Raw genomic sequence first — 26830 nt, forward strand, 5'->3', positions numbered from 1 at the left:
AGCGAGAGAAACACCACCCAAACCTGTTCGAGCTGCAAGCAATTGCCGGACTCGAGGCCGAGAGGTATCGCAGGGCTTGGAATAAGGGAATGGACTTGTTGTGGGTGCGGTGCCACCCACGACCGCGACGTCAACGCCGCAAAGAACATTCTCGCGCTCGGGCATGAGCGTCCAATTGTGGGAATCCCCGCCCTTTAGGGCGGGGAGGATGTCAAAGGCTCCCGATGATTGCCAAGGGTATTAACAGCATTTTTTATAACCAACCTTGATGGCAGGGTGAAAGGCTTTAGCGGTCTAGCTGATTCCATCCCGGAATATCCGAAGCGGTTTTTTATCGTCGTCTCTGGGCAGTGCCAGAGCCAGCAGGCCGAGCAGTGGCAGGCAACTGGCGTAACCGAAGATGGCAATTACGCCCCAGCGGTCAGCCATCACCCCCAGCCCCGCTGCACCGATGCCGCTGATGCCGAAGGTCAGGCCGAAGAACGCGCCCGCTACCAGGCCGATGCGGCCGGGCAGCAGGTCCTGGGCCATCAGCAAAATGGCGGCGAAGGCCGAGGCAATGATCACGCCGATCAGCAGCGACAGGCCAAGTACCAGCCCTGGCGTGGCCAAGGGCAGGCCCAAGGCGAAGGGGCAGGCGCCGAGTATCGACAGCACAATCACCCGGCGCCGGCCCAGACGATCCACCAGCGGCCCGCCGAGCAGGCTGCCGAGGGTGATGGCGGCCAGAAAGGCGAACAGGTACAGCTGCGCCTGGCGAATGTCCATGGCGAAGCGCTCGATGAGAAAGAAGGTATAGAAGTTGGCGATGCAGGCCAGGTAAACATATTTGGACAGCACCAACACCACCAGCAAACTCAGCGCTTGAACCTTGCGTCTGGCTGGCAGCAACCCCAGTGGCGAGGGTGGGCTTACCGGCATCAGGCGGGCATTGATATTGCTGCGCACCACGCTGCGCAACAGCAACCAGCCGGCCACCGCCAGGGCGGCCATCCACCAGCCTAACTGAGCAATCGGCATCAGCAGGACTGTGGCCAGCAACAGTGGCGCGGCCGCCGAGCCAAGGTTGCCGCCCAACTGGAACACCGACTGCGCAAGTCCCGGCCGGCCAGCGCAAACGGCCCGTGCAGCGCGGGAGCCTTCGGGGTGGAAGATCGATGAGCCCAGGCCGACCAGGGCCGCCGCCAGCATGAAGCCGGTAAAGCCCTCGGCGTAGGCCAGCAGCACCATGCCCGCGCCCATGCACAACATGGCGCAGGGCAGCAGCCAGGCGCAGGGGCGGCGGTCGGTGTGCCAGCCCACCAGCGGCTGGCAAAACGAGCCGATGAGATGAAACATCAGCGTCAGCAGCCCAAGTTGCGCGTAACTCAGGCCGTACTGACTCTGCAGCACTGGATACAGCGATGGCAGCACGGCCTGGAACAGGTCGTTGATGGCATGAGCCATGGCGATGGTGATCAGCAGCGGGGAGACGCGGTTGGCGGGCTGGGTCAAGGCAGGCAGTGCGGTCATGGGCGATTGATCATCAGATGAAAAAGGCGACGAGCCTAAATGTGAGCAGCACCGTTCGCCCGCGACGGGGTTCAACACAGCAGCAACTGCCTGGCGTGTACGCGGCGTCCATTGGGCACGAGGGCTACGCAGTAAACCTGCTTCTTGTACGGACGGCCAATGCGTTTTCATCAAGATTTTTTTGCGCTTTGCACATAACCGCTGCGCACCACGGATTAAGCCGTTTATGCCATCAGGGCATAAGCAAGGGCGCTTTAGGTATTTAGCGGCAGGCATTGCGCCGTGATTAAAAGGCGCCGTGCAGCCAGCCTGTGTGCTGGCGATTGAATCCGGAGCCGAAGATGTCTGTTGTTTTCCGCATAGCCCTGACCTCATGTTCAGCCTTGGCCTGAGCAGTCCAGCCGCCATGGCTGAAGCCCTGCAGCTCAATGTTGCGGTGTCCGATATCGGTGCCGGCGGCAAGCCGGCCGGCGGCGCGCTGGTGGATGTGATCCATGCTCAACAACGCCTGGAAAAGGCTCTGGCGCCCAAGGGCGTGCAGATCAAATGGCACTTCATCAAGGGCGCCGCACCACTGATCAACGAGTCGTTCGCCAACGGCCAGATCGACATGGCGTACCTCGGTGACCTGGGCAGCATCGTCGGCAAGTCCGGCGGGCTGGACACCCGTGTGGTGGCGGTTGCGGCGCGCGGCATCGCGCATCACCTGGCAGTGGCGCCGGGTTCGGACATTCATTCGCTGGCGGACTTGAAGGGCAAGCGCGTCGCAGTATTTCGCGGCACCGCCGCCCAACTGTCGTTGATTGGCGCAATGCACACCGCCGGGCTGACCGAGCAGGACCTTAAAGTGGTGAACCTGGACTTCGCCGCCGCCAGCGCGGCCCTGGCGGCCAGGCAGATCGACGCCACCTGGGGCGGCGCCAACGTGTTGGCCCTCAAACGGCGCGGCCTGGCCGAGATACCGGTGTCGACCCGCAGCCTCGGTGGCGCCGGTGAGCTGGCCGGGCTGGTGCTGGTCTCCGGGCGTTTGCTGGAAAAACACCCCGACTGGGTGCAGAGCATCGTCCAGGTGCAGCGTGAGGCCGCCACCTGGGCCAGTACCCCGGACCATCGCGAAGCTTACCTGCAACTGCTCAGCGAACAGGCCGGTTACCCCATCGACCTGTTGCGCAGTGACCTGGAGGGCGCGCCGCCGCTTTCGCAGTTGTTGTCGCCGGAGCTGGACCCGGCCTTCGTCGCGCAACTGCGCCAGGCCATCGACAGTGCCAAAGAAGCGCGCCTGATTCGTCGCGATATCGATCTGCAGCAGTGGCTTGAGCCACGCTTTTTGAACAGCTCCGCCCAATAGTTTCGTCATTCCTGTGCCGGCGCCCCGAGCGGCCGGCTGGCCTGAACTCGTCCTCTGGAAACCGCCATGAACCTTCTACCGCAGTACAAACACCTTCCCTGGCTTAGCGCGCTGGTGCTGGCCCCGGCCTTGACCCTGGCCGAGCCGGTCACGCTGTCGACCGTACAGGTGGAGGGCGAGCGCCAGGCCGACGCTCAGCAACCGCCGGCTTCGGTGCGCAAACTCAGCGGCAAGACCCTGGAGCAGCAGGGCGTCTATCGCCTTGAAGACCTGCAACAGGTGGCCTCCGGCCTGGACGTGGCGACTGTCGACGCCTTCGACACGCGCATGACCATTCGCGGCGTCGGCGATGGCGGCGGCAGCGAGATCAACATCGGCATGCCCAGCAGTGTCGGGCTGTTTCTCGATAACGTGTACCTGAGCCGCCCCGGCATGCTCTCCAATGATCTGCTGGACATCGAAAGCGCCGAGGTGATGAGCGGCCCGCAAGGCACCCTGCGCGGCTTCAATACCACCGGCGGCGCGGTGGACATTCATACCCGCAAACCGACCTTTAGCCTCGAGGGTTCGATTCGTCAGTCCCTCGGCCAGCGTGGTTACACCCAGACCCAGGGGATGTTCTCAGGTCCCCTGAGCGAAACCCTGGCCGGGCGCATCAACGTGTCGCACACCGAGAAGGGCGGCTACATCAAGAACGAGTACAGCGGCCACCAGTTGGGCGGCAGCAACCAAGACGGCGCGCGCGGCCAGTTGCTGTGGGTGCCAAGCGATGATTTCAGCCTGCGGGTGATCGCCGACTACAACAAGGCCACCAGCTACCCGGTGCAGGTGCTCGATGCGGCGCACAGCATCAACGGCAGCGTGCCTTACATCACCCGCACCAACCTGGTCGGCGCACGGGTGGTGGGCGGCGGCTATCGGGTCAATACCGACGACGAGAACCGCGCCTACGTCAATCAGGGCGGGTTGTCGGTCGAGGCCAACTGGAAGCTCGATGGCGGCTACAACCTGCGCTCGACCACCGCTTACCGCTATTTCGGCTACCAGCCGAACAACACCGACGGCACCGACATCAAGCTGTATGCCGGCAGCGGTGCCGATGTGCGCGACCGGGTGTGGTCGCAGGAGATTCGTCTGGACTCACCCAAGGGCGAGTTCTTCGACTACGCCCTGGGCGCGGTGTACTGGGGCGAAAACCTCGACACCTACGCCCACGACTACTATGGCAGCAGCGCTCAGGTCACCCAGTACTACGGCAACACCAGCAATACCGGCAAGCTGGTGCAGCGCTGGGGCCAGATCGACGACACGATGTTCTCGGTATTTGGCCAGGGCACCTGGCACCTGAGCCCCAAACTGGATGTGACCGCCGGGTTACGCGCCACCTATGAGAAAAAATCCGGCTCGTTCCGCCGGGTCAACAAGAACGACTTCGACTCTGGCGAGTTGAATCAGTACGAAGTGCTGCCCGCAGCGATGCTCAACGCCACCTACTACTTCACCCCGACCCTGCAGGGTTACGCCACGCTGGCCTACGCCGAGAAATCCCCCGGCATGAACGTGTCGTCGGGCGCGGCGGCCAGAGCCGGTTTCGACAGCCTGCTGCTGGAACCGGAAAGCACTCGCGGCGCGGAGTTGGGGTTCAAGAGCCAGTGGCTGGACCAGCGCCTGAGCATCGATGCGGCGTTGTTCTGGTCGCAGGTCGAGCAGTTCCAGACCACCGCCTATGACCTGGAAAGTCAGAGCAGCTACCTGATCAACGCCGGCACCATGCGCTCGCGCGGGCTGGAGACCAACATCACCCTTAAGCCGCTGGACGGCCTGAGCCTCAACTTCAATGGCACGCTGCTGGACAACAAGTACCTGGACTTCGCGGACGGCCGTTGCCCGGCGGAAATCACCCTGGCGCCCAATGCGCCGTCCTCGTGCAACATGAACGGCGAACGGGTATTCCGCTCGCCCAAAGTCACCTACAACCTGACCAGCCGCTACGAGTGGCAAACCTTCGCCGCCCTGCAGGCGTTCGCCCAGGCGCGCTGGTCGTACCGCAGTTGGGCTTACGGCTCGGTGGACAACTCGGCGTTCACCCGGATTCCCGGCTACGGCCTGCTCAACCTGTCTACCGGGTTGTCTGGCAAGTACGCCGACGGCACCTGGAGTGCCTCACTGTGGGCCAACAACCTCACCGACAAGCGCTACTACCGCAGCATGAGCGCCGGTGACTATGGCTCGGCCTTTGGTGTGGTCGGCGAGCCGCGCACCCTGGGTGTGACCGTAGGTTATGACTTCTGATGCGCGGCCCGCTGATTGACCGCCGCCGCTTCATCCAGGCCAGCGCGATACTGGCCGGCGCCGCACCGTTGCTTGCTCAGGCGCAGGCTGCCAACCCGGCGCTGGCGCCCGCGTCGGCGCCATTGGCCTGGCTGGGCGGCCAGCGCCCGGACGCCTTTGCCGGGGTGACCTGGGGCACGCCGTGGGCGCGTGGGCAAGTGCCGGCCGGTAGCCAGTTCGCCTTGCACGCTCACGGCAGTGGCTCGACCGCTGTACAGAGCTGGCCGCTGGCTTACTGGCCGGATGGCAGCCTGAAATGGACCGCCCATGCCCTGGCACCCGGCGTACCACTGGCTGAGCAGTTCGAGCTGCGCCCGGCCCGTGCTGCTCCGTCCGGTAAACCACTGGCCGATGAGCAGCCGGGCAGCATCGTGATCGACACCGGCCTGTTACGTTGCGTCATCCCGCGCCAGGGCGACGTGCTGCTCGACAGCGTGCAACGCCATGGCCAGACCCTGCTGCGCAACGGCCATCTGCTGCTGCAAGTGCAGGGCGACCCGGACCAGCCCGGCGGCGCGCTGCGTCACTACCGCAGCCGGGTGCAGCGCGTGCTGCTGGAGCAGAACGGCCCGCTGCGCACCGTCGTCGCGCTGCACGGCACCCATCAACTACAGGGCGGCGAGGGCAGCCTGCTGCCGTTCGTGGTGCGCCTGTATGCCTACGCCAACAGTGACAGCCTGCGCATCCTGCACACCCAGGTGTTCGACGGCGATGCGCAACAGGACTTCATCAAGGGCGTGGGGCTGCGTTTCGACAGCCCTCAGCAAGCGCCGCTGCATGACCGCCACGTGCGCTTTGTCGGTGCCAACGGCGGGGTGTTCAGCGAAGCGGTGCGGGGCCTCACCGGCCTGCGCCGCGACGCCGGCGAGGCGATCTTGCGCGCCCAGGTCGAAGGGCGCAGCACCGGCCCGGTGGAGCAGTTCGCCCCGGAGGTCGGCAACCGTCTGCACTACATTCCGGCGTTCGGCAGCTACCGGCTGGTACAGGCGCACCCGGACGGCTTCCAGATCAGCAAACGCACCGCCAGCGGTCACAGCTGGCTGCACAGCGCCAGTGGCCAGCGTGCTGCAGGGGTCGGTTACCTCGGCTCGCCGAGCGGCGGGGTGGTGTTCGGCCTGCGCAACTTCTGGCAGAGCTACCCGGCACAACTGGACATCAATGACGCGCACACCGACCAGGCGCAGATCACCCTCTGGCTGTGGGCGCCTCAGGCCAGCGCCATGGACCTGCGCCCGTACCACGACGGCCTGGGCCAGGACAGCTTCGTCAAACAGCGTGAAGCACTGGAAATCACTTACGAAGACTACGAACCGGGCTTTAACACGCCACTGGGCGTGGCGCGCACCAGTGAGCTGGAACTGCAACTGGTCGCTGCCACCCCCAGCAACCGCCAACTGCAGCAGATCGCCCGGCGTATTCAGGAGCCGCCGTTACTGCTGGCCAGCCCGCAGCACTTGCACGCCGCACAGGTGTTCGGCCCCGGCTGGGCGCCGGCGGGCAAGGGCGGGGCACGCGAGCAACAGCTTGAGTCGCAACTGGGCTGGTACTTCGACTTCTACAAAAACGAAGTCGAACAGCGCAAATGGTACGGCTTCTGGGACTACGGCGATGTCATGCACACCTACGACGAGCATCGCCACGTGTGGCGCTACGACGTCGGCGGCTACGCCTGGGACAACTCGGAACTGAGCACCGACCTGTGGTTGTGGTACTACTTTTTGCGCAGCGGCCGCCACGACGTGTTCCGCATGGCCGAAGCCATGACCCGCCACACCGGTGAAGTCGATGTGCACCACCTGGGCCGCTTCGCACCACTGGGCTCGCGGCACAACGTCCAGCATTGGGGCGACAGCGCCAAGCAACTGCGCATTTCCACCGCCGCCAACCGGCGTTTTCTTTATTACCTGACCGCTGACGAGCGGGTCGGTGACCTGCTGCGTGAGCAGAACGAGGCGCTGCGCACCCTGCGCGAAGTGGTGCCCGGGCGCAAGATTGGTCAGCAGGCGGAGCCGCGCGAAGGCTACGCCAGCATCAGCTTTGGCACCGACTGGGGCGCCATCGCCGCCGCCTGGCTCACCGAGTGGGAGCGCAGCGGCGACCCGGCCATCGGCAAACGCCTGCTCACCAGCATGGAATCGATCGCCGCCCAGCCCCACGGGTTTTTTACCGGCGTGGCGAGCATGCACCTCGACAGTGGCCGCTTCGAGCCCAACACCACTGGCAAGCTCAGCGTCTCGCACCTGTCAGCCGTGTTCGGCCTGGCAGAAATCTGCAGCGAACTACTGCAACTGCTGCCCTCGGCCGGCTTCGAAAAAGCCTGGCTCGACTACTGCCGGCTCTACAACGCGGCACCGGCTGACAAGCAAAAGGCGCTCGGCCAGCCATTGGCCAACCTCAACCTGGCCCAAGGGCATGCCCGGCTGACCGCGTTCGCTGGCTGGCGGCTCAACGATAGCGGCCTGCGTGAGCGGGCCTGGAAGGAGTTTTTCGCCGGCTCAGGCGGCATCCCCAGACCCAACGAACGCCTGAACCGCGTCGAGGTGCCGGCCTACCTGTACCCGCTCGATGAACCGGACCCGGTGTCGCGGATCGACGAACAGGCTGGCACCTCCGCAGCGGCCAACCTGTCGACCAATGCCGTGGCGCAATGGGGTCTTACCGCCATGGCCCTGCTGGCCTTTAACCACGATGCCTGACCCATCTACCCGTTCAGAGGGCGTAACCATGCTTTCCCAGATCGCTCAACCGGCCCCGGCCATCGAGCAGGATGACTTCAGCGCACTGGACCCCCAGCGCTGGCGCATCGAAACCCAGGACCCGGCCGGCTCGGCGGTATACGTCGAGCAACAACGGCTGATCATGGACACCCGCGCCGGCATGACCGTCTGGCTCGACCGGCCGCTGCGCGGTGCCTACCGCATCGAATTTCTGCGCCAGGTGCTGGTGGCCGGCCAGGCCAACGACCGCCTCAGTGACATGAACCTGTTCTGGGGCGCCCACGAACCGGACCTGCCAGACGGGCACTTGCGCCTGGCGCGACGCAACGGCGTGCTGGAAGCCTACGACAACATGGCCAGCTGGTACGTGGGCATGGGCGGCAACGGCAACAGCACCACGCGCTTTCGCTGGTACGACGGCAGCGGCGAGCGTCACTTGCTGGGCGAACACCTGCAACCCGACTACCTGCTCGAAGCCGGACGCATTTACCGCATTCGGGTTGAAGTCAGCGCCGACCAGACCGCCTATTGGGTCGATGACCGGCTGATGTTCCAGCAAGCGCTGGACGGGCGATCCACAGACGGCTACTTCGGCTTTCGCTCGGTCTGGTCACGCCAGACCATCAGCCGCTTCAGGGTGACAGCGCTGTAATCACCACAAACCCTGTGGGAGCGAGCTCTGCTCGCGAAGAGGCCGGCACTGACACTGCGCACCATCCGCTCAATGCTCCAGGCACAGATCCTGTGCCTCCAGCGCCTGCATCGCCTGATCGGCCTCATGGAAACACTCGATCAAGGTCTGGGCCAGAAACGACAGCTTGTAACCGGCCCGGCTGACGATCCCGTAGTGGGTATAAAACTCCGGCAACTGCGGATCCAGCCCCTGCACATCGAGAATCTTCAAGCCCTGGCGCAGGTACGGATTGCTCTTGCTGACATTGGTGGTGCCAATGGCATCGGAATGCTGAATCACACTGATCAGGCTATAGCCGTTGTCGCACTCGATACTGGTCTGAAAATCCGGCCGCCCGCTCAATTCCACCAGCGCCTTGCGCAGGTTGGGCGGGCGCACCGAACCTGCCAGCGGATAACTGAACAACTGCTCCACCGTTACCTGCTCGAACGCCGCCAGCGGATGATCGCTGCGGCAGCAAAAGCCCCAGCGATGCGAACTGAGCAGCTCCACCCGGTAATCCGGGTCATGCTCAAAATTACGCGCATCGGCGACGAAAAACTCGCATTCCTCCGCCAGCAACCGCTGTCCCAGCGCCTGCCAGTTATCGACATGAAAACGCAGCCGCACCTTCGGCAGCCGCCGGGTAAACAACCCCAGCGCCTGCGGCATCAACCACGCCGCGGGCGCCGGGCCGCAGGCAAACGACAACTCACCGGCCTCACGCTCATTGAACTGACGCACGGCATTGAGCAGATCATGGGCATTGCCCACCATCAACCGCGCATGCTCCAGCACAATCAGGCCCTTCTTGGTCGGCTCCAGATTGCGCGTGCGATCAATCAACCGCGCCCCGAAACTCTGCTCCAGCCCCTGAATACTGCGGCTGAACGCCGACTGCGAGATATTCGACGCCTGCGCGGCCAGGCCGAAGTTACGGTATTCGACCAGAGCGATGAAATGACGCAATTGACGCAGATCCAGATGCATGGGGCAGGGCGGCTCCTGGCGGGTAACAAGAAGAGTGGGGAAGTACTGTGCCTGATGCGGGAAAATTTGAAAAAGAATCAAAAATTGGATTTTTATGCCATTTCGGATTTACTGCGGTGAGTAAATTTAGGTTATTTAAAAATAACCAATAATTCTTTTTGGAAATATACAAGGTTGGTCATCATGGCCGGGTCCGGTGGCCTGAAGGCTCTATTTGAGCTGTCGCCGTACATCTCACTTCGCGGGCTACCTGAACCAAGGCGCGTCGCAATACCCCAGCCCTGGAACAGGAATAACGCCATGGAACTGCTCGAATCGCCTTTTCAATCGATTGAAAACTCTGTCGTGTGGTTGTTGATTGTGTTTTCGATCGCTGTGCTCGGGCTGGCCGTGATGGAAAGGGCCGGGGCAGCGCGGTTGGCAAAGGAGAGTGACGAGTCGCACCGGTTATAAGCGTTGTAGCCAGTCTCAATGCTGGCCTGACCGAGCATCCCGGACGTGGCCGATAATTATCTTCGCCAGGCATTTGTACAAACGGGTCAAATATGATTACATCCGCATATTCGTTTATCCGCATATGCAGGCCGCTCGCCGATGACTCTTGCACCACACACGTTCTTCAAATGCCTGGGGGATGAAACCCGCGCGCGGATCATGCTGATGCTTTGCGCTGAGGGTGAGCTGTGCGTGTGCGAGCTGATCTGGGCGCTGGATGACAATCAGCCGAAGGTATCCAGGCACCTGGCCCAACTCCGTGCCTGTGGCTTGCTCGCAGACCGCAGGCAGGGTCAGTGGGTTTACTACCGGCTGCACCCCGAGCTTGAACAGTGGGCGCTGGATGTTCTGAAGGTCACAACGCACGCCCACCAGCGCTGGGTCAAAGACCAGCAAGGACGGCTGGCTTCGATGCACGACAGGCCCGTACGCCAAACCTCCTGCTGCTGACCTCTTGATCTGGAACATCCCCATGTTTATCGCTGCATCGATTTTTGTAGTTACGCTGGTGCTCGTTATCTGGCAACCAAGGGGCTTGGGCGTCGGCTGGAGCGCAGCTGCGGGTGCCTGTCTGGCATTGCTGACGGGTGTGGTCAGTTGGGAGGATGTGCCGGTTGTATGGCACATCGTCTGGAACGCCACCGCGACCTTCATTGCCGTGATCATCATCAGTCTGCTGCTTGATGAGGCAGGCTTTTTCAAATGGGCAGCGCTTCACGTCGCCCGCTGGGGGGGCGGCAGAGGCGGGCGTCTGTTTGCGCTGATGATCCTGCTCGGGGCAAGCGTCTCGGCATTGTTTGCCAACGATGGCGCCGCACTGATCCTCACCCCCATCGTTATAGCGATGCTGACGGCGCTGCGTTTTAGTCCTGCATCGACCCTCGCGTTTGTGATGGCCGCAGGCTTTATCGCCGATACCGCCAGTCTGCCCATGGTGGTGTCCAATCTGGTCAACATCGTTTCGTCCGACTTCTTTGGCGTGGGTTTCGCAGAGTACGCGTCAGTCATGTGGCCGGTGAATCTAGTGGCGGTGGCGGCGACGCTGGTGATGCTCTGGATGTTCTATCGCAAGGACATCCCCGCCCGCTACGACGTGGGTCAGCTTGAGGCACCAGAGGCGGTTATTCGTGACCGGGCGACCTTCATTGCTGGCTGGTGGGTGCTTGGCCTGCTGTTGCTCGGGCTGTTCGCCCTGGAGCCATCAGGCATCCCCATCAGCGCCGTCGCTGCAGGGTGTGCGGTAATCCTGCTGGCTATCGCTGCAAGAGGCCACATCATCTCGACAAAAAAAGTCATCAGGCACGCGCCCTGGCAGATCGTGGTGTTTTCACTGGGCATGTACCTGGTGGTCTATGGCCTGCGCAATGCAGGACTCACTGACGCCCTCACCGGGTTGCTTGATACGTTCGCCGGGCATGGACTGTGGGCGGCCACCTTGGGCACGGGCATTACCGCTGCGCTGCTGTCGTCGATCATGAACAACATGCCGAGTGTGCTCATCGGTGCTCTGTCCATCCAGGGCAGCAACGCTACGGGGCTGGTGCGTGAGGCCATGATCTACGCCAACGTCATCGGTTGCGATCTGGGTCCGAAGATCACCCCCATCGGCAGCTTGGCCACACTGCTGTGGCTTCATGTCCTGGCGCAAAAGAACATCCGTATCAGCTGGAGCTACTACTTCAAAGTTGGCAGCATCCTCACCCTCCCTATCTTGCTGGTAACGCTCGCGGCACTGGCGTTGCGGCTGAGCATCCCCTAGGAGAAAGCCATGAAAGTGTTGTTTATGTGCACGGCCAACAGTTGCCGCAGTGTTCTGTCGCAAGGGCTGTTCAACCACCTGGCTCCGAGTGGATTGACTGCGGTCAGTTCAGGCAGCTTGCCAAGCGGCCAGCTCAATCCTCGCGCCGTCAGCACGCTACAGGCGCTGGGTATCGACACCACCGGTCTTTACAGCAAAGGCTCAGAGGTTTTTTCGGATTCACCACCGGATGTGGTGATCACCGTGTGTGACCAGGCCGCAGGCGAACCATGCCCGGTCTATTTCGGAGCCGCTGTCAAAAGCCACTGGGGCCTTGCCGATCCTTCTACCGTGCAAGGATCAGACAGCGAGGTTCAGGCCGCATTTGACGCGACAGTCGACCAGATCAAAAAGCGTTTAGAAGCATTCTTGCGCCTGGATCATTCGGCCCTCACAGCGGAGAAGCTCAAGCACGAGCTGGACCGCATAGGTCAGCAGTAACGGTCGCCGGAGTCTGCGATAACCCCGAACCAGACACTTCGTGGTGGCATATTGCCAAGTGGCAAAATCCTGATCGCCAGTTGACAAACCAGCAAAACATTACAGAACATTGCGCCCCTTTCATGTGAAGGATTCTCGTTATCAATGCGTTTCGCATTGGTAGTCGAATGTCCACGGAACAGGAGTCAATGGATGTCCGCTTGTTTTTCTCCCCTCGCCATCAGTGTTCGTCAGGCCACCCTGGCAGTGGGCCTTTCAGGTGCGATGCTGGTGGGGGCCAATGCCTGGGCAGGCCCGGTCGCCTACAGCATCCCGGCGGGTTCGCTGGCCGCTGCCATCAACCAGTTCGCCACCGTCAGCGGGGTGACGGTCAGCTTCAGCAACGAACAAACCGCCGGCCTGCGCAGTCAGGGGTTGCAGGGCAGTTACGAGCCCGAGCAAGGGTTGGCGCGCCTGCTGCAGGGCAGTGGGCTGCAGATGCAGCGCGCTGCATACAAGCGTTACCTGTTGGCCCAACCCGCACAGCCAGGGGCGCTGGAGCTGGGCGCGACCACTGTATCGAGCGTGCAGTTAGGGGCCACCACTGAAGGCACTGGCAGTTACACCACAGGTTCTGCCAATACCGCGACCGGGCTGCGCCTGTCGGCACGCGAGACACCGCAGTCGGTGAGTGTGGTCACCCGCCAGCAGATTGACGACCAGAACCTGACCGATGTTACTCAGGTACTGGAGCAGACGCCCGGTGTGGTCGTCGACAGCATGGGGCCGGCTGGCAGCGACGCCAACCATATCTATGTGCGCGGCTTTGAGGTCGGCAGTATTCAGGTTGACGGTTTCAACCGCCCGGATACCTTCGGATTTCGCGACGACCTTGCCGACATGGTCAGCTATGACCGGGTCGAAGTGGTGCGTGGGGCCACCGGGCTGATGTCAGGCACCGGGGACCCCGGCGCGACGGTCAACCTGATTCGCAAGAAGCCGACCTTCGAGCCGCAGCGTTCGCTGACCCTCAAAGCCGGTTCCTGGGACACCTACCGCACTGAGCTGGACCTGTCCGGCAAGCTATCGGACAGCGGTCATGTGCGCGGGCGCCTGGTTGCCTCGGCCAGCGATGGCCAGAGCCATGTCGACCGCCAGTCCCTGCAAAAGCAGGTGGCTTACGGGGTGGTGGAGTGGGACCTGACTGACAGCACGATGCTGACCGTGGGGGCTGAATACCAGGAAATGGACAACGAAGGCGCCGGCAATCACGGCTTCCCGATGTACAACACTGATGGCAGTCATTTCAAGCCTTCGCGCTCGTTCAACTCGGCGTCGGACTGGAGCTACCACAAACGTCGGGGCAAGACGTTGTTCACCAGCCTGGACCATGAGCTCGGAAATGGCTGGCAGTTGAAACTCAACGCCGAGCATAGCCGCCGCAGCTATGACGATGCCTTTGCCACCGCTGCCAGCGGTACTGTCAACCCTGATGGCAGCGGCATCAGTACCTGGACTGGCCGCTGGGCAGGGGAGCCGCGCCAGACCTCGTTCGAACTGTCGGCGTCCGGCCCGTTCCAGTTGTTGTCCCGCGAGCATCAGCTCTACCTCGGAGCCAGCCACTACAAAGCCTACTACCGTAGTTACGGTTACCCGCTGTGGTCGTTTCAGACCATCGACAACATCTATACATGGGACGGTTCGCTGGCGACCCCGAGCGCGATCCATACCCGCTCTTCGCGCACGGCGCAGGACGAAACCCAGACCGGGCTGGTGGCTTCGGTGCGTTGGAGCCTGGCCGATGATCTAGCGTTGATTACCGGAGCACGGGTGATCGACTGGCAACGTGACGACCTCTCCCAACGCTTGTCGACCGGCAGTGTCACCCGCACTTCACGTGGCGAAAGCGGGGTGGTCACGCCTTATCTGGGGCTGGTCTATGACCTGTCCGAGAACTGGTCGGCCTACGCCAGTTACACCACGATCTTCAAGCCTCAAAGCAACAGGACGGTCACTGGCAGCTACCTTGATCCGGAAGAGGGCGTGAATTACGAGCTGGGTCTCAAGAGCGAGTTCTGGGACAAGCGTCTGACCGCAGGCTTGAGTGTGTTCGAGGTCCGCCAGGACAACCTCGCGGTGGCCGACGGCAGCAACCTGGCGCCGGACGGCAATCAGGCCTACCGTGCCGAGTCTGGTACCAAGACCCGTGGTTTCGAGATGGAAATGGCTGGCGAAATCCTTCCTGACTGGCAAGTGTCTGCCAGCTACACCTACGCGGTGATTGAGGACTCGGATGACCAGCGCCTGCGCACTGAAGTGCCCAGAGATACCCTCAAGCTGTTCACCAGCTATCGCTTGCAGTCGATGCCACAACTGAAAGTGGGTGGCGGGGTGCGCTGGCAAGGGGCGGAGTATTACAAAGGCGCCGGCCCCAATGACGAAACATTCGGCCAGGATGCCTACAGCATTGTCGACGTCATGGCGCAATACGCGTTCACCGCGCAAACCAGTGTTTCGCTCAACCTCAATAATCTGTTTGACGAGAAATACTACACCGCGATTGGTTCACGTGGCTGGTATGGCACCCCGCGCAGCGCCACGGCCACACTGGTGTATGCGTTCTAGTCAAGGCGCGTGACGGCCGATGGTTCTTGCCGACAGGAACCATCGGGACTGTTCAGGCATGATTGAGCATCTCAAAGACCAGGCATCAGGCCATTATCCACTCATCGGAATCCACCCCCGTCACCACCACCTTTGCCCAAACCCACGGTCACGACCGTTCGGCAAAATTCTCTGAACCGTTTGTCCAGTCAAGGCTTCACATGGGTAACAACTGATGGAGCCGAGTCTATGGAACAGTACGTATTAGTAGTGGAAGACGAGCCGGTGTTATTGGAACTGGCCCAGGAGATTCTTGAGCTTGGAGAGATCAAGGCACTGGGTGCGCCCAATGCCGACCAAGCGTTCAAGATTCTTCAGGAGCACCCCGACATCGGGCTGGTCATCACCGACATCAAGATGCCGGGCAAGATCGACGGGTTCGAGCTGGCCTGGCTGATTTCTGAATGCTGGCCGCAGATTCCGGTGTTGGTGACATCCGGGCATCGCGCGGTACGCAATGACGAGTTACCGGCCAACGCGCGGTTCATGCCCAAGCCGTGGCTGATCAGTGATTTTCTCGATCAGGCCAAAGAGATGCTGCTGATGGCCAAGGGGTATCCGTGGAACCGCTCGGATAAGACGCCGGGCCTGCATTCCTGATGCGCTCGGGCTATGATGCGCGCCTGTCATGGCGGGCGTGTCTGAATCTGCCCCCGTTATTCGCATCAAACCCGGGAATCGCTCATGTCTTTGCCGCAAGAAAAACTCCAGGAGTACCTGACTTTCGCCCACCAACTGGCCAATGCCTCGGGCCTGGCGATTTTGCCGTGGTTCCGCGCGCCGCTGGCGGTGCAAGACAAGGGCGGGGCGTTGTTCGATCCGGTGACCGAGGGCGACAAGGCGGCAGAGCGGGTGATGCGCGAGCTGATCCAGGCCCGTTACCCGCACGACGGCATTCTCGGTGAAGAAGAAGAGGCGGTGGCCGGCAGCAGCGGCCTGACCTGGGTGCTGGACCCAATCGACGGCACCCGTGCCTTTATTACCGGGCTGCCGCTGTGGGGCACGCTGATTGCGTTGAATGACGGCGAGCAGCCGGTGCTGGGCGTCATGAACCAGCCGTTCACCCGCGAGCGTTATGTCGGCACCCGCGACGCCGCCTGGTGCAATGGCGCGCCGCTGAAGACCCGCCGTTGCGCGAGCCTGTCGCAAGCGACGCTGATGGCGACGACGCCAGACATGTTCGATCAAGCGCAGCGTGCAGCCTTTGATCGGGTCGCCAGCCAGACCCGCCTGATGCGTTGGGGCGGTGACTGCTATGCGTACTGCATGCTGGCCAGCGGGTATGTCGATGTGATCATCGAAGCGAGCCTCAAACCTTATGACGTGCAGGCACTGATGCCGATCATCGAAGGCGCGGGTGGCGTGATGACCAGCTGGACCGGCGGCACGGCGCAGCATGGCGGCCCAGTGGTGGCTTGCGGTGATCCGGCGCTGCACGCGCAGGTGCTGGAGTTGCTGGCGGGCAAGGGCTGATTCCTGCCCTCTGATGGAGCGATGCACTGATTATGCAAAGCCTTGCCGAGCTCACGGCTGTCGTGCGCCAGGACGATTTTTTCCAGCGCCTGCTGGGCAATATCGATAATTGGGATGCCGTGCTTGACCTGCGCGACAGCGCTTCGTTCGACAGCAGTTGGGTGCAGGCCTGCACCATGGTCGATTGCCATGAACATGTTTCGCCAGAGGCGGCTGAGCAGGTCAGACAGTTGCGCGAGTACGTGTTCAAAAGCTGTTTTCGTATTACTCGTAATGCTGAGATCGCTGCCTGCGTGTCCGATGACATGGGCTTGCTGGGCGATGCGCTGGGCAAGCAGGTGATGACCCCTTGGCTGCGTGACATGCTCGCAGCGTATTGCAGCGAGCGGTTTCCGTCCTGAGCGTGTTCGCGCCGGGGGGGCGGGCCGGGTAGGAGCGGCTTCAGCCGCGAATTAGTCCTGCAATCCGGTGTTTGCTGGAATCAGCGCCCGCCTGTCCAGTTCATGGAACAAACACTGCACATTTCCTTTCGACTGCTTATGGATCATCCACCCGTCCGGGAGAGCAGCCGTGATGTCGCCCCTAGAGCTTCGCCAGATCATCGAGTCTGGCTTTCTTCCGTTGAGGTGCATCTGCACCATCGACAACAACCAGAAAATGACCGTTTCGGTCTACCAGTCGGGCAAGGGCCACCCATCGTTCATTGCCCATGAGATTGACGCCTCCAGTCTGACCACCAGTCGGGCCATCGTGGATCTGGTGTTCCAGCTCAAGCAGGAGCTGACTCAACAGCATCACGGAACCCTGGAGAGCTGGCGCAAGGAAAGCTGAGCCGGGGGTATTCAATCCGTAACCAACCGGGCTGTCCGCTTAACTTTTTTCAGGCTTTCAGGCCGTTATTAAAGTTGAAATAGACAGTTATTGGTGAGTGGGCTTTTGCCACTGGACACTGTTCAATTGACCAAGGCGCCGCTTGTCTTGCCGTCCGTCATTATAAATATCGAAAGATGAACGATTCGCCGGTCAGCTTCGGTCGTAACTAAGCACAGCGCATTGCGTGTGAGCGAATTCAGGTAGTCCATTGCGGCCAGTATTTACCTTGCAATGCTTGCCTCGCCTGGCTTTTTTGACGGCACTTTTACTGAGCCCGTGTACTTGTTTTTTTTTGCGGCTAAACCCGGTGTTGATGCACGCGCTAAACAGTGATGGGCTGTCAGGTGTTTTATTGGCAGTGGCTGAGTATTTGTAACTAAGGTGAGCCGGTGTTTATCGGTTGTATCGTATTTTTATTGGAGAATTGTCATGTCTAAAGCTACCCGTACTACGGTTCAGGATCTGTTTGTGCACGAACTTTCCGATGTTTACAGCGCAGAAAAACAGATCACCAAAGCGCTGCCACGCCTGGCACGCGCTTGCACAAACCCGTTACTGGCAGAGGCCTTTGAAACGCACCTGGAAGAAACCCGTGGCCAGATCGAACGGATCGATCAACTGGTCGAGGTCACCGGGCTCAAGCTCAAGCGCATCAAGTGCGTCGCGATGGAAGGGCTGGTTGAAGAGAGTAAAGACCTGCTCGAAGAAATCGAGAAGGGCGAAGTACTCGATGCCGCCCTGATCGGCGCGGCGCAGAAGGTCGAGCATTACGAGATCGCCAGCTACGGCACCTTGATCGCCATGGCCAGGCAACTGGGGTTCGACGAGGCGGCAAAGCTGCTTAAGGACACTCTGGTCGAGGAAAAGGGCGCCGACGAGAAGCTTACTGTGATCGCTGAACAAGGTGCTGCTCAGGCCGCCAAGATGGCCAATAAAAAGTAAGCCGAACGGATGTGCGAGCTTGCCCGCCTTGATGGCGGGCTTTTTTTCGCGGCCAATCACCCGCCGCCCATGCCGCCCCAAAGGCCACGAACCGCTCTGGCCCGATGCGTTCAACCCAATCCTGCGGTTTGTCCCTGCTTCCCCTGTCAGAGTGCCACTGCCGGATGCTTTAGTTTTCTCCCCCGGTAGCGGGCCAGGAAGGCTCGCGTTGGCTTTGCAGTTGGAAAACGCCCGCCCGGCTGTTTCCGTCAACGATTTCACGGCAGGTTCTTCCCATGCATTTGCGCGAATTAATGGCTGTTCTTTCCACCCACGCGATCGGTCTGCAACGTGAAGGCGCCGATCTGATGTTGCTGGGCAACGATGAAACGCTAGACGATGCGCTGTGGGACAGCCTGGCCGAACATAAGGCCGGGCTGCTGGACATGCTCGCCCTGCGCGGTGGCAACTGGCTGAGCCCGGCCTACCGGATCACCCCGGACATGCTACCGCTGGTGCAGCTGGATCAGGCGGCCATCGACCGCATTGTCGCGACGGTGCCCGGTGGTGTGGCCAACCTGCAAGACATCTACCCGCTGGCGCCGTTGCAGGAGGGCATGCTTTATCACCACCTGGCTGCCGGGCAGGGCGACCCTTACGTGCTGCAGGCGCAGTTCGCCTTTGCCAGTGCCGAGCACCTGCAAGCCTTTGCCCAGGCGCTGCAATGGGTGATCGATCGCCACGATATCCTGCGCACCGCCATCGTCTGGGACCGGCTCGACGAGCCGCTGCAGGTGGTCTGGCGCCGGGCAACCCTGGCTTTTGAGACGCTGAGCCTGGCCACTGACGGCGATGTATTGCAGCAACTGCGCACCCGGCATGACTCGCGGCAGTTGCGTCTGGATGTTCGCCAGGCGCCGCTGCTGCGGCTGGTGTCTGCCGAGGACCCGGCCAATCAGCGGGTGGTGGCCTTGTTGCTGTTCCACCATATGGTTATGGATCACACCGCGCTGGACGTGGTGCGGCGCGAGATTCAGGCGGTGCTCGCCGGCCAGGCCGATCAGTTGCCGGCGGCCGTGCCGTTTCGCGATGCCTTGGCTCGAGTGCGGCTCAATAACGACATTGGCGCCCAAGAGCAATTTTTCGCTGCCATGCTCGGCGACATTGATGCACCGACCTTGCCGTTCGGTTTGCAGGAAGCGGATGTAAAGGACATCGAAGAATCCAGGCTGATGCTCGACGCCGGCCTGAGCCGCACGCTGCGTGCGCAAGCTCGCCAGGCCGGGGTGAGTGTGGCAAGCCTTATGCACCTGGCCATGGCCCGGGTGCTGGGCGTGGTGTCCGGCCGCGAGGCGGTGGTGTTCGGCACCGTGCTGCTTGGCCGCATGGACGCCGGCGCCGGTGCCGAGCAGGCGTTGGGCATGTTCATTAACACCCTGCCGCTGCGGGTTGATGTTGGCGGGCAGGGCGTGCGCGACGCGGTGTTGGCCACCCATCAGCGGCTGACCGCCTTGCTCGGCCATGAACAGGCATCGCTGGCGCTGGCCCAGCGTTGCAGTGCGGTGAACGTGCCAACCCCGTTGTTCGGCGCGATTTTCAACTACCGGCACAGCGATGCCGTCGACGGCGCGCAGATCATCGACGTCGCCCCAGGCATCCAGATTCTCGGGGCCCAAGAGCGCACCAATTACCCGCTGACGGTGAACATCGACGACCTTGGCGAAGACTTGCGCATCACCGCCATGGCCGATACCCGCATTGGCGCCGAGCGGTTCACCCATTACCTGGAGACCGCGCTGCACAGCCTGAGCCAGGCCCTTGAGCAGCAGCCGGACAGCGCGCTGCATGACCTGGACATTCTGCCGGCCCAAGAGCGCCAGCATTTGCTGCACGGTCTGAACCCGGCACCGCAGCAGTTTGCCGACCTGCCACTGATCCATCAGCAGTTCGAAGCCCACGCCGCAGCCCGGCCGCAGGCCACGGCGCTGATTTTCGAGGGGCAGCGGCTCAGTTATGGCCAATTGAACAGCCGCGCCAATCAGTTGGCCCATCATCTGCTGGCGCTGGGCGCCGGGCCGGATCAACGGGTGGCGATCTGTGTCGAGCGTGGCGTGGAAATGATCGTCGGCCTGCTGGGGGTGCTCAAGGCCGGCGCTGGCTATGTGCCCATCGATCCGGCTTACCCGCAGGAACGCATCGTCTTCACCCTGCAAGACAGCGCGCCGCTGGCAGTGCTGGTCCAGGGCGACAGCCGTGAGCGAGTCACCTCAGCCGGCCTGCCGATCATTGAGCTGGGCGACGCCGGGCTTGCCAGCCAGCCTACCAGTAATCCGCAGGTCGTCGGCCTGGGCCGCCAGCATCTGGCCTACGTCATCTATACCTCTGGCTCCACCGGCCTGCCCAAAGGGGTGATGGTCGAACACCGCAACGTCACCCGGCTGTTCTCGGCCACCCGTGAGTGGTTCGACTTCAACCAGCAGGATGTCTGGGCGCTGTTCCATTCTTTTGCTTTCGACTTTTCGGTCTGGGAAATCTGGGGGGCATTGGCCTACGGCGGTCAGTTGCTGATCGTGCCGCAACGTATCAGCCGTGAGCCGCAGGCGTGTTACGCCTTGCTCTGCGAGGCCGGCGTCAGCGTGCTGAACCAGACCCCCAGCGCGTTCCGCCAGCTGATCGCCGCCCAGCAGGGCAGCCCGTTCAAGCATTCGCTGCGTGAGGTGATCTTCGGTGGCGAGGCGCTGGAACCGGGCATGCTCAAGCCTTGGTACGCCAATCTGAGCAATGCCGGCACGCGGCTGGTGAACATGTACGGCATCACCGAGACCACCGTGCATGTTACCTACCGGCCGTTGCAGGCGGCCGACGCGCAACTGATCGGGGTCAGCCCGATCGGTCGGGCGATTCCCGACCTGCAACTGTATGTGCTGGACGAGCAACGCCAGCCGCTGCCGGTCGGCGTGGTGGGCGAGCTGTACGTCGGCGGTGCCGGGGTGGCCCGCGGCTACCTGAACCGCGAACAACTGAGTGCCGAACGGTTTATCAACGATCCGTTCAGCAGCGACCCGCAGGCCCGCTTATACCGGACCGGCGACCTGGCGCGCTGGAATGCCGAGGGCGACCTGGACTATCTGGGTCGCAATGACGATCAAGTAAAGATTCGCGGTTTCCGTATCGAACTGGGCGAAATCCAGGCGCGGCTGGCCGCCTGTGCCGGCGTGCGTGACGCGGTGGTGATCGCGCGCCAGGACAATCCCGGCGACCAGCGTCTGGTGGCTTACTGGATCGCCGCCGAGGGTGCAGCGCCGACGGTCGCTGAACTGCGCGAGCAATTGCTGGCAAACCTTGCCGACTACATGGTGCCCGGTGCGTTTGTGCGCCTGGATGCCTTGCCATTGACCACCAACGGCAAGCTCGACCGCAAGGCGCTGCCGCGCCCGGACAGCGAAGCGTTTGCCCGCCAGCAGTTCGAGGCCCCGCAAGGTGAGGTCGAGCAACTGATCGCCGGGCTCTGGCAGGACCTGCTGCAGATCGAGCGGGTCGGGCGGCATGACAATTTCTTTGAGCTGGGCGGTCACTCGTTATTGGCGGTCAAGCTGGTCGAGCGCATGCGCCAGCACGAATTGCACGCCGATGTGCGGGTGCTGTTCGGCCAACCGAATGTGGCTGCGCTGGCAGCAGCGGTGGGGGATTCACAGCACGCTGCGCCGCAGGTCGCGGTGCCGGCCAATCGCATTGCCGCCGATGCGCAGCACATCACCCCGGACCTGCTGCCGCTGGCCAGCCTGAGCCAGGCCCAGATCGACCAAGTGCTGGCCACCGTGCCGGGCGGCGCGGCCAATGTGCAAGACATCTACGCCCTGGCACCGTTGCAGGCGGGGGTTCTTTACCACCACCTTGCCAGCGCTGCCGGTGACCCTTACGTGTTGCAGGTGCAGTTCGCGTTTGCCGATATCGAGCGGATCAAAGCCTTTGTCGCCGCTCTGAACACGGTGATTGCCCGTCATGACATTCTGCGCAGCAGCGTGGTCTGGGAAGGGCTCGAAGAAGCTGTGCAAGTGGTATGGCGCAGTGCGCCACTGGCCCTTGAGCGAATCGACGAAGCGCTTTTGCAGGGTGATGTACTGACGCAGTTGCAGGCGCGTTTCGACCCCCGTCATTACCGCCTGGACCTGAGCCGGGCGCCGCTGCTGCGGCTGGCTTATACCCGCGACCCGGCCAACCAGCGCTGGGTCGGGATTTTGCTGCTGCATCACATCATCCTCGACCACACGGCGCTGGAAACCCTGGTTACCGAAATCAGCACGGCGCTTGCCGGGGTTGCCCAGCCGCTGGCGCCGCCAGCGCAATACCGCAACTACGTGGCCCAGGCACGACTGGGTGCCAATGAGCAGGCTCATGAAGCGTTCTTCCGGGCCATGCTCGGTGACATCGACGAACCGACCCTGGCCTATGGCTTGCAGGATGTTCACGGCGACGGCAGTGCCATTGTCGACAGCCAGCTGCCGGTCGATGCTGCACTGGATACACGCCTGCGTCAGCAGGCCCGGCACCTGGGCATCAGTATCGCGAGCCTGGTGCATCAAGCCTGGGCACTGGTGCTGGCGCGCCTGTCCGGGCGCGAGCAGGTGGTGTTTGGCACCGTGCTGCTGGGCCGTTTGCAGGGCGGCGAGGGCGCGGACCGGGCACTGGGCATGTTTATCAACACCTTACCGCTGCGCATTGATGTCAATGCCGCCCCGGTATTGCAGGCGCTGCGCAGCACCCATCAAAGCCTGGCCGAGTTACTCGGTCATGAGCAGGCATCCTTGGCCCAGGCGCTGCGTTGCAGCGCGGTGCCGGCGGCCCAGCCGCTGTTCGGCACCTTGCTCAATTATCGCCACAGCACCACGCCCGACAGCGGCGCGGCCGGTTGGCAAGGCATTGACGTACTCAGCTCCCGGGAGCGCAGCAACTACCCGCTGGTGGTCAACGTCGATGATTTCGGCAGCGGCCTGCGCCTGACCGTGCAAGCGCTGGCCAGTGTGGACGGGGTGCGGGTCTGTGAAGCCTTGCATGCGGCGCTGGACAACCTGGTTCTGGCTCTGGAGCAGGCCCCGCACCGTGCCGTGCACAAGGTTTCGGTGCTGTCGGCGGCCGAGCGCGAGCGGGTGGTGAGCGGTTTCAACCTGACCGGGCGTGACTATCCCCGCGAGCAAACCGTGCACCGGCTGTTCGAGCTGCAGGCTGCCCGCCAGCCGCAGGCGGTGGCGGCGGTGCATGGCGCGCAGCAGTTGAGCTATCGCGAGCTCAATGAGCAGGCCAACCGCCTGGCCTATCATCTGCTCGGCCTGGGCGTGCAGTCCGGGCACAGCGTGGCGGTGTTGCTGGAGCGTTCGTTGCCGCTGCTGGTGGCGCAACTGGCAATCAGCAAGTGCGCGGCAGTGTACGTGCCGCTGGATGTCAACGCCCCGGCCGAACGCCAGGCATTCATGGTTCAGGACAGCCAGGCGGTGCTGTTGCTGACCGAGAGCGGCCAGCCCGTGGATTACCCGGCGCGGCGCCTGAATCTCGACGAGCAGGTGCTGCACGATTACCCGGCCCACGATCCGCATCTGATGCAATCAGCCGAAGGCGTGGCTTACATCATGTACACCTCCGGTTCCACCGGCACGCCCAAAGGGGTGCTGGTGCCGCACCGGGCCATCAGCCGGCTGGTGATCAATAACGGCTTTGCCGAATTCAACGCGCAGGACCGGGTGGCCTTTGCCTCCAACCCGGCGTTCGACGCCAGCACCCTGGAAGTCTGGGCGCCGCTGCTCAACGGCGGTTGTGTGGTGGTGGTCGGCCAGGACAGCGTGCTGTCGCGCCAGGACTTTGCCGCGTTGCTGGAGCAGCAGGCCATCAGTGTCCTGTGGCTGACCGCCGGGCTGTTTCATCAATACGCCGCAGACTTGCTGCCAGCGTTCAGCCGGTTGCGCTACCTGATGGTCGGTGGTGACGTGCTCGACCCGGCGGTGATCGCCCGGGTCCTGCGCGACGGCGCGCCGCAGCACCTGCTCAACGGCTATGGCCCGACCGAGGCCACTACCTTTACCACCACTGAGCTCATCACCCAGGCCGGGCCGGGCAGCATCCCGATTGGTCGGCCGATTGGTAACACCCGGGTTTATGTGCTCGACGCGCGCCAGCAGTTGTTGCCGGTCGGTGCGGTGGGCGAGCTGTACGTGGGCGGCGACGGCGTAGCCAAGGGCTACCTGAACCAGCCGCAACTGACTGACGAGCGTTTCATTGCCGACCCGTTCAGCGAGCAGCCCCAGGCAAAGCTGTACCGCACCGGCGATCTGGTCAGTTGGCAGGCCGATGGCACCCTGCTGTATCTGGGCCGTAACGACCAGCAGGTGAAGATTCGCGGGTTCCGTATCGAGCCGGGTGAGATCGAAGCGCGGCTGGCGGCGCTGCCGGCATTGCGCGACGTGGCGGTGCTGGTGCGCGAGGACGCGCCGGGAGACAAACGCCTGGTGGCGTACTTCACTGTTCAGGCCGGCGCGCCTGCGCCGTTGCTGGCCGAACTGCATGAGCATCTGCACAGCCAGTTGCCCGATTACATGGTGCCGGCTGCCTATGTGCAGCTCGATAGCCTGCCACTGACCCGCAACGGCAAGCTCGACCGCCGCGCCTTGCCGGCCCCGGACCAGCAGGCGCTGGTCAGCCGCGCGTTCGTGCCGCCTCAGGGCGATACCGAGATTGCCCTGGCGGCGATCTGGAGCGAGTTGCTCAAGGTCGAGCAGGTCGGGCGCTTCGATCACTTCTTCGAGCTGGGCGGGCATTCGCTGCTGGCCGTGACGCTGATCGAGCGCATGCGCCAGATCGGCCTGAGCTGCGACGTGCGTGCGCTGTTCAGCCAGCCAAGCCTGGCGGCGCTGGCGGCAGCGGTGGGCAGTGGCCGGGAAGTTCTGGTGCCGGACAACTTGATTGCGCGCGGCGCTGAACATATCAGCCCGGAGCAGTTGTCGCTGACCGTGCTGGACCAGCCGTCAATCGACCGGATCGTCAGCAGCGTGCCGGGCGGTGCGGCCAATGTGCAGGACATCTACGGCCTGGCACCGCTGCAGGAAGGCATTCTTTACCACCACATCAGCGCCGAACGCGGCGATCCGTACCTGTTGCAGTCGCGTCTGGCGTTTGACAGTGTCGAACGTCTACAGGCCTTCGCCGCGACGTTGCAGCAGGTCATCGACCGCCATGACATTCTGCGCACTGCGGTGCTCTGGCAGGACTTGCCCGCCGCCCAGCAAGTGGTCTGGCGCCACGCCGAGCTGCCGGTGCAGCACGTGCCGCTGGCGGCGCAGGACGGTGATGTGCTCAACCAGTTGCAGGCGCGTTTCGACGCCCGCCACTACCGGCTCGACCTGAGCCAGGCGCCGCTGTTGCGCATTGTTTACGCCGATGACCCGGTCAACCAGCGGGTGGTCGCGATTCTGCTGTTTCACCACCTGATCCTGGACCATACCGCCATGGAGGTGGTCGGTCAGGAAATGCAGGCGCTGATGTTCGGCCAGGCCCAGTCGCTGAGCCAGCCGGTGCCATACCGCAATTACGTGGCCCAGGCCCGGCTTGGCGCCAGCGAGCAGGAGCATGAGCTGTTCTTCCGTGAGCTGTTGGGCGATATCGACGAGCCGACCCTGCCGTTTGGCTTGCAGGACGTGCAAGGCGACGGGCGTGGCATCGAGGAGGCGCGCCTGCCGTTGGCGCCGGCCTTGAGCCGCCAGCTGCGCGAGCAGGCCCGTCAGCTCGGGGTCAGTGCCGCGAGCCTGATGCACCTGGCCTGGGCGCGGGTATTGGGGGTTCTGGCCAACCGGCGTGACGTGGTGTTCGGCACCGTATTGCTCGGCCGCATGCAGGGCGGCGAGGGCGCCGACCGGGCGCTGGGGGTGTTCATCAATACCCTGCCGCTGCGGGTCGACACCCGTGCGGCGCTGCGTGACGGGGTCAAGACCACCCATCAACGCCTGACCGCCTTGCTCGGTCACGAACATGCCTCGCTGGCGCTGGCCCAGCGTTGCAGCGGCGTGGCCAAGGGCTCGCCGCTGTTCAGCGCCTTGCTTAACTACCGCCACAGCGCCGTAGAACACCAGCCGCGCGACGGCCAGGGGATCTGGGAAGGCGTGCAACTGCTGGGCGGTGAGGAACGCAGCAATTACCCGCTGACCTTGAGTGTCGATGACCTGGGCGAAGACTTTGCCCTGACCGTGCTGGCTGCCAGCAGCATCGGCGCCGAGCGCATCTGCGGCTATATGCAGGCGGCCGTACAGCAATTGAGCGAGGCGCTGCGGGCTGATCCGGCGCAGACGCTGGAGCAGTTGCCGATTTTGCCGGCCGCTGAGCGCCAACAGCTGCTGGACGGTTTCAACGCCACGACTGCGGATTATCCGCAGCGCCTGACCATTGACCAGCGCGTGGCCGCGCAGGCTGCCGAACGGCCCGACGCCGTAGCTGCCGTGTATCAGGGCCAGAGCCTGAGCTACGGGCAACTGGAGCAACGCGCCAACGGCCTGGCGGCCCAGCTGCTGGCGCAGGGCGTGCAGCCCGATGAGCGGGTGGCCGTGGTGGCCCGCCGTGGCCTCGACACCCTGGTG

17 protein-coding genes and 1 pseudogene are annotated in these 26830 nt (G+C 62.9%); 16 read left to right on the forward strand and 2 right to left on the reverse strand.

Annotated elements, in window-relative coordinates:
• On the forward strand, window positions 1–198 hold a 198-nt coding region (locus tag NRB16_RS27770; RefSeq protein ID WP_257107277.1), incomplete at its 5' end, for a transposase.
• Window positions 199–294: 96 nt separating this feature from the next.
• On the opposite strand, the gene NRB16_RS27775 is transcribed toward NRB16_RS27770, so the two are convergent.
• Window positions 295–1512, reverse strand: a complete 1218-nt coding sequence (locus NRB16_RS27775) for an MFS transporter (protein ID WP_257107459.1) — start codon at window positions 1510–1512, stop codon at window positions 295–297.
• A 406-nt stretch (window positions 1513–1918) separates the two neighbouring features.
• Here NRB16_RS27775 and NRB16_RS27780 point away from each other — a divergent pair, with 406 nt between their 5' ends.
• From NRB16_RS27780 to NRB16_RS27795, 4 genes are all read left to right on the forward strand, one after another.
• Window positions 1919–2860 (forward strand): ABC transporter substrate-binding protein, encoded by a 942-nt coding sequence (locus NRB16_RS27780; protein ID WP_257107460.1) that lies wholly within the window; start codon window positions 1919–1921, stop codon window positions 2858–2860.
• A 66-nt stretch (window positions 2861–2926) separates the two neighbouring features.
• The gene (locus NRB16_RS27785; RefSeq protein ID WP_257107461.1) at window positions 2927–5152 is read left to right on the forward strand and encodes a TonB-dependent receptor; all 2226 of its coding nucleotides are present in this window, start codon (window positions 2927–2929) and stop codon (window positions 5150–5152) included.
• The gene (locus NRB16_RS27790) at window positions 5152–7887 is read left to right on the forward strand and encodes a Tat pathway signal sequence domain protein (protein WP_253142854.1); all 2736 of its coding nucleotides are present in this window, start codon (window positions 5152–5154) and stop codon (window positions 7885–7887) included. The genes NRB16_RS27785 and NRB16_RS27790 overlap by 1 nt, the downstream gene beginning before the upstream one ends.
• Window positions 7888–7915: 28 nt before the next feature.
• A complete protein-coding gene (locus NRB16_RS27795) occupies window positions 7916–8560 on the forward strand; it encodes a DUF6250 domain-containing protein (protein WP_257107462.1) in 645 nt (214 codons plus the stop codon).
• Window positions 8561–8629: 69 nt separating this feature from the next.
• On the opposite strand, the gene NRB16_RS27800 is transcribed toward NRB16_RS27795, so the two are convergent.
• Window positions 8630–9571 (reverse strand): LysR family transcriptional regulator, encoded by a 942-nt coding sequence (locus tag NRB16_RS27800; RefSeq protein WP_257107463.1) that lies wholly within the window; start codon window positions 9569–9571, stop codon window positions 8630–8632.
• A 300-nt stretch (window positions 9572–9871) separates the two neighbouring features.
• Here NRB16_RS27800 and NRB16_RS29905 point away from each other — a divergent pair.
• The 11 genes and pseudogenes from NRB16_RS29905 to NRB16_RS27855 form a co-directional block, all read left to right on the forward strand.
• Window positions 9872–9965: pseudogene (locus tag NRB16_RS29905) on the forward strand (MotA/TolQ/ExbB proton channel family protein); the annotation flags it as partial.
• 200 nt (window positions 9966–10165) lie between these two features.
• Window positions 10166–10516, forward strand: a complete 351-nt coding sequence (locus NRB16_RS27810) for a metalloregulator ArsR/SmtB family transcription factor (RefSeq protein ID WP_253142857.1) — start codon at window positions 10166–10168, stop codon at window positions 10514–10516.
• Between the two features lie 22 nt (window positions 10517–10538).
• The gene (locus NRB16_RS27815) at window positions 10539–11825 is read left to right on the forward strand and encodes an arsenic transporter (protein WP_045491659.1); all 1287 of its coding nucleotides are present in this window, start codon (window positions 10539–10541) and stop codon (window positions 11823–11825) included.
• A gap of 9 nt (window positions 11826–11834) precedes the next feature.
• Window positions 11835–12305, forward strand: coding sequence for an arsenate reductase ArsC (locus NRB16_RS27820; RefSeq protein WP_257107464.1), 471 nt, complete (start codon window positions 11835–11837; stop codon window positions 12303–12305).
• A 192-nt stretch (window positions 12306–12497) separates the two neighbouring features.
• Window positions 12498–14909, forward strand: coding sequence for a TonB-dependent siderophore receptor (locus tag NRB16_RS27825; RefSeq protein WP_257107465.1), 2412 nt, complete (start codon window positions 12498–12500; stop codon window positions 14907–14909).
• 228 nt (window positions 14910–15137) lie between these two features.
• A complete protein-coding gene (locus NRB16_RS27830; protein WP_045491653.1) occupies window positions 15138–15548 on the forward strand; it encodes a response regulator in 411 nt (136 codons plus the stop codon).
• An 84-nt stretch (window positions 15549–15632) separates the two neighbouring features.
• On the forward strand, window positions 15633–16421 hold the full coding sequence (hisN, locus tag NRB16_RS27835) for a histidinol-phosphatase (RefSeq protein ID WP_045491650.1): 789 nt from the start codon (window positions 15633–15635) through the stop codon (window positions 16419–16421).
• A gap of 32 nt (window positions 16422–16453) precedes the next feature.
• Entirely contained in the window at window positions 16454–16822 is a 369-nt protein-coding gene (locus NRB16_RS27840; protein WP_257107466.1) for a hypothetical protein, read from the forward strand.
• Window positions 16823–16994: 172 nt separating this feature from the next.
• Window positions 16995–17252: a DUF1652 domain-containing protein gene (locus tag NRB16_RS27845; RefSeq protein WP_052483492.1), complete on the forward strand. Its 258-nt coding sequence runs from the start codon at window positions 16995–16997 to the stop codon at window positions 17250–17252.
• A gap of 471 nt (window positions 17253–17723) precedes the next feature.
• Window positions 17724–18236, forward strand: a complete 513-nt coding sequence (locus NRB16_RS27850; protein WP_045491644.1) for a ferritin-like domain-containing protein — start codon at window positions 17724–17726, stop codon at window positions 18234–18236.
• 275 nt (window positions 18237–18511) lie between these two features.
• Window positions 18512–26830, forward strand: an 8319-nt coding sequence (locus NRB16_RS27855; RefSeq protein ID WP_257107467.1) for a non-ribosomal peptide synthetase, incomplete at its 3' end; no start/stop codon positions are given.

Origin of the sequence: Pseudomonas sp. LJDD11 (assembly GCF_024584215.1) — a bacterium.
Taxonomy (GTDB): domain Bacteria; phylum Pseudomonadota; class Gammaproteobacteria; order Pseudomonadales; family Pseudomonadaceae; genus Aquipseudomonas.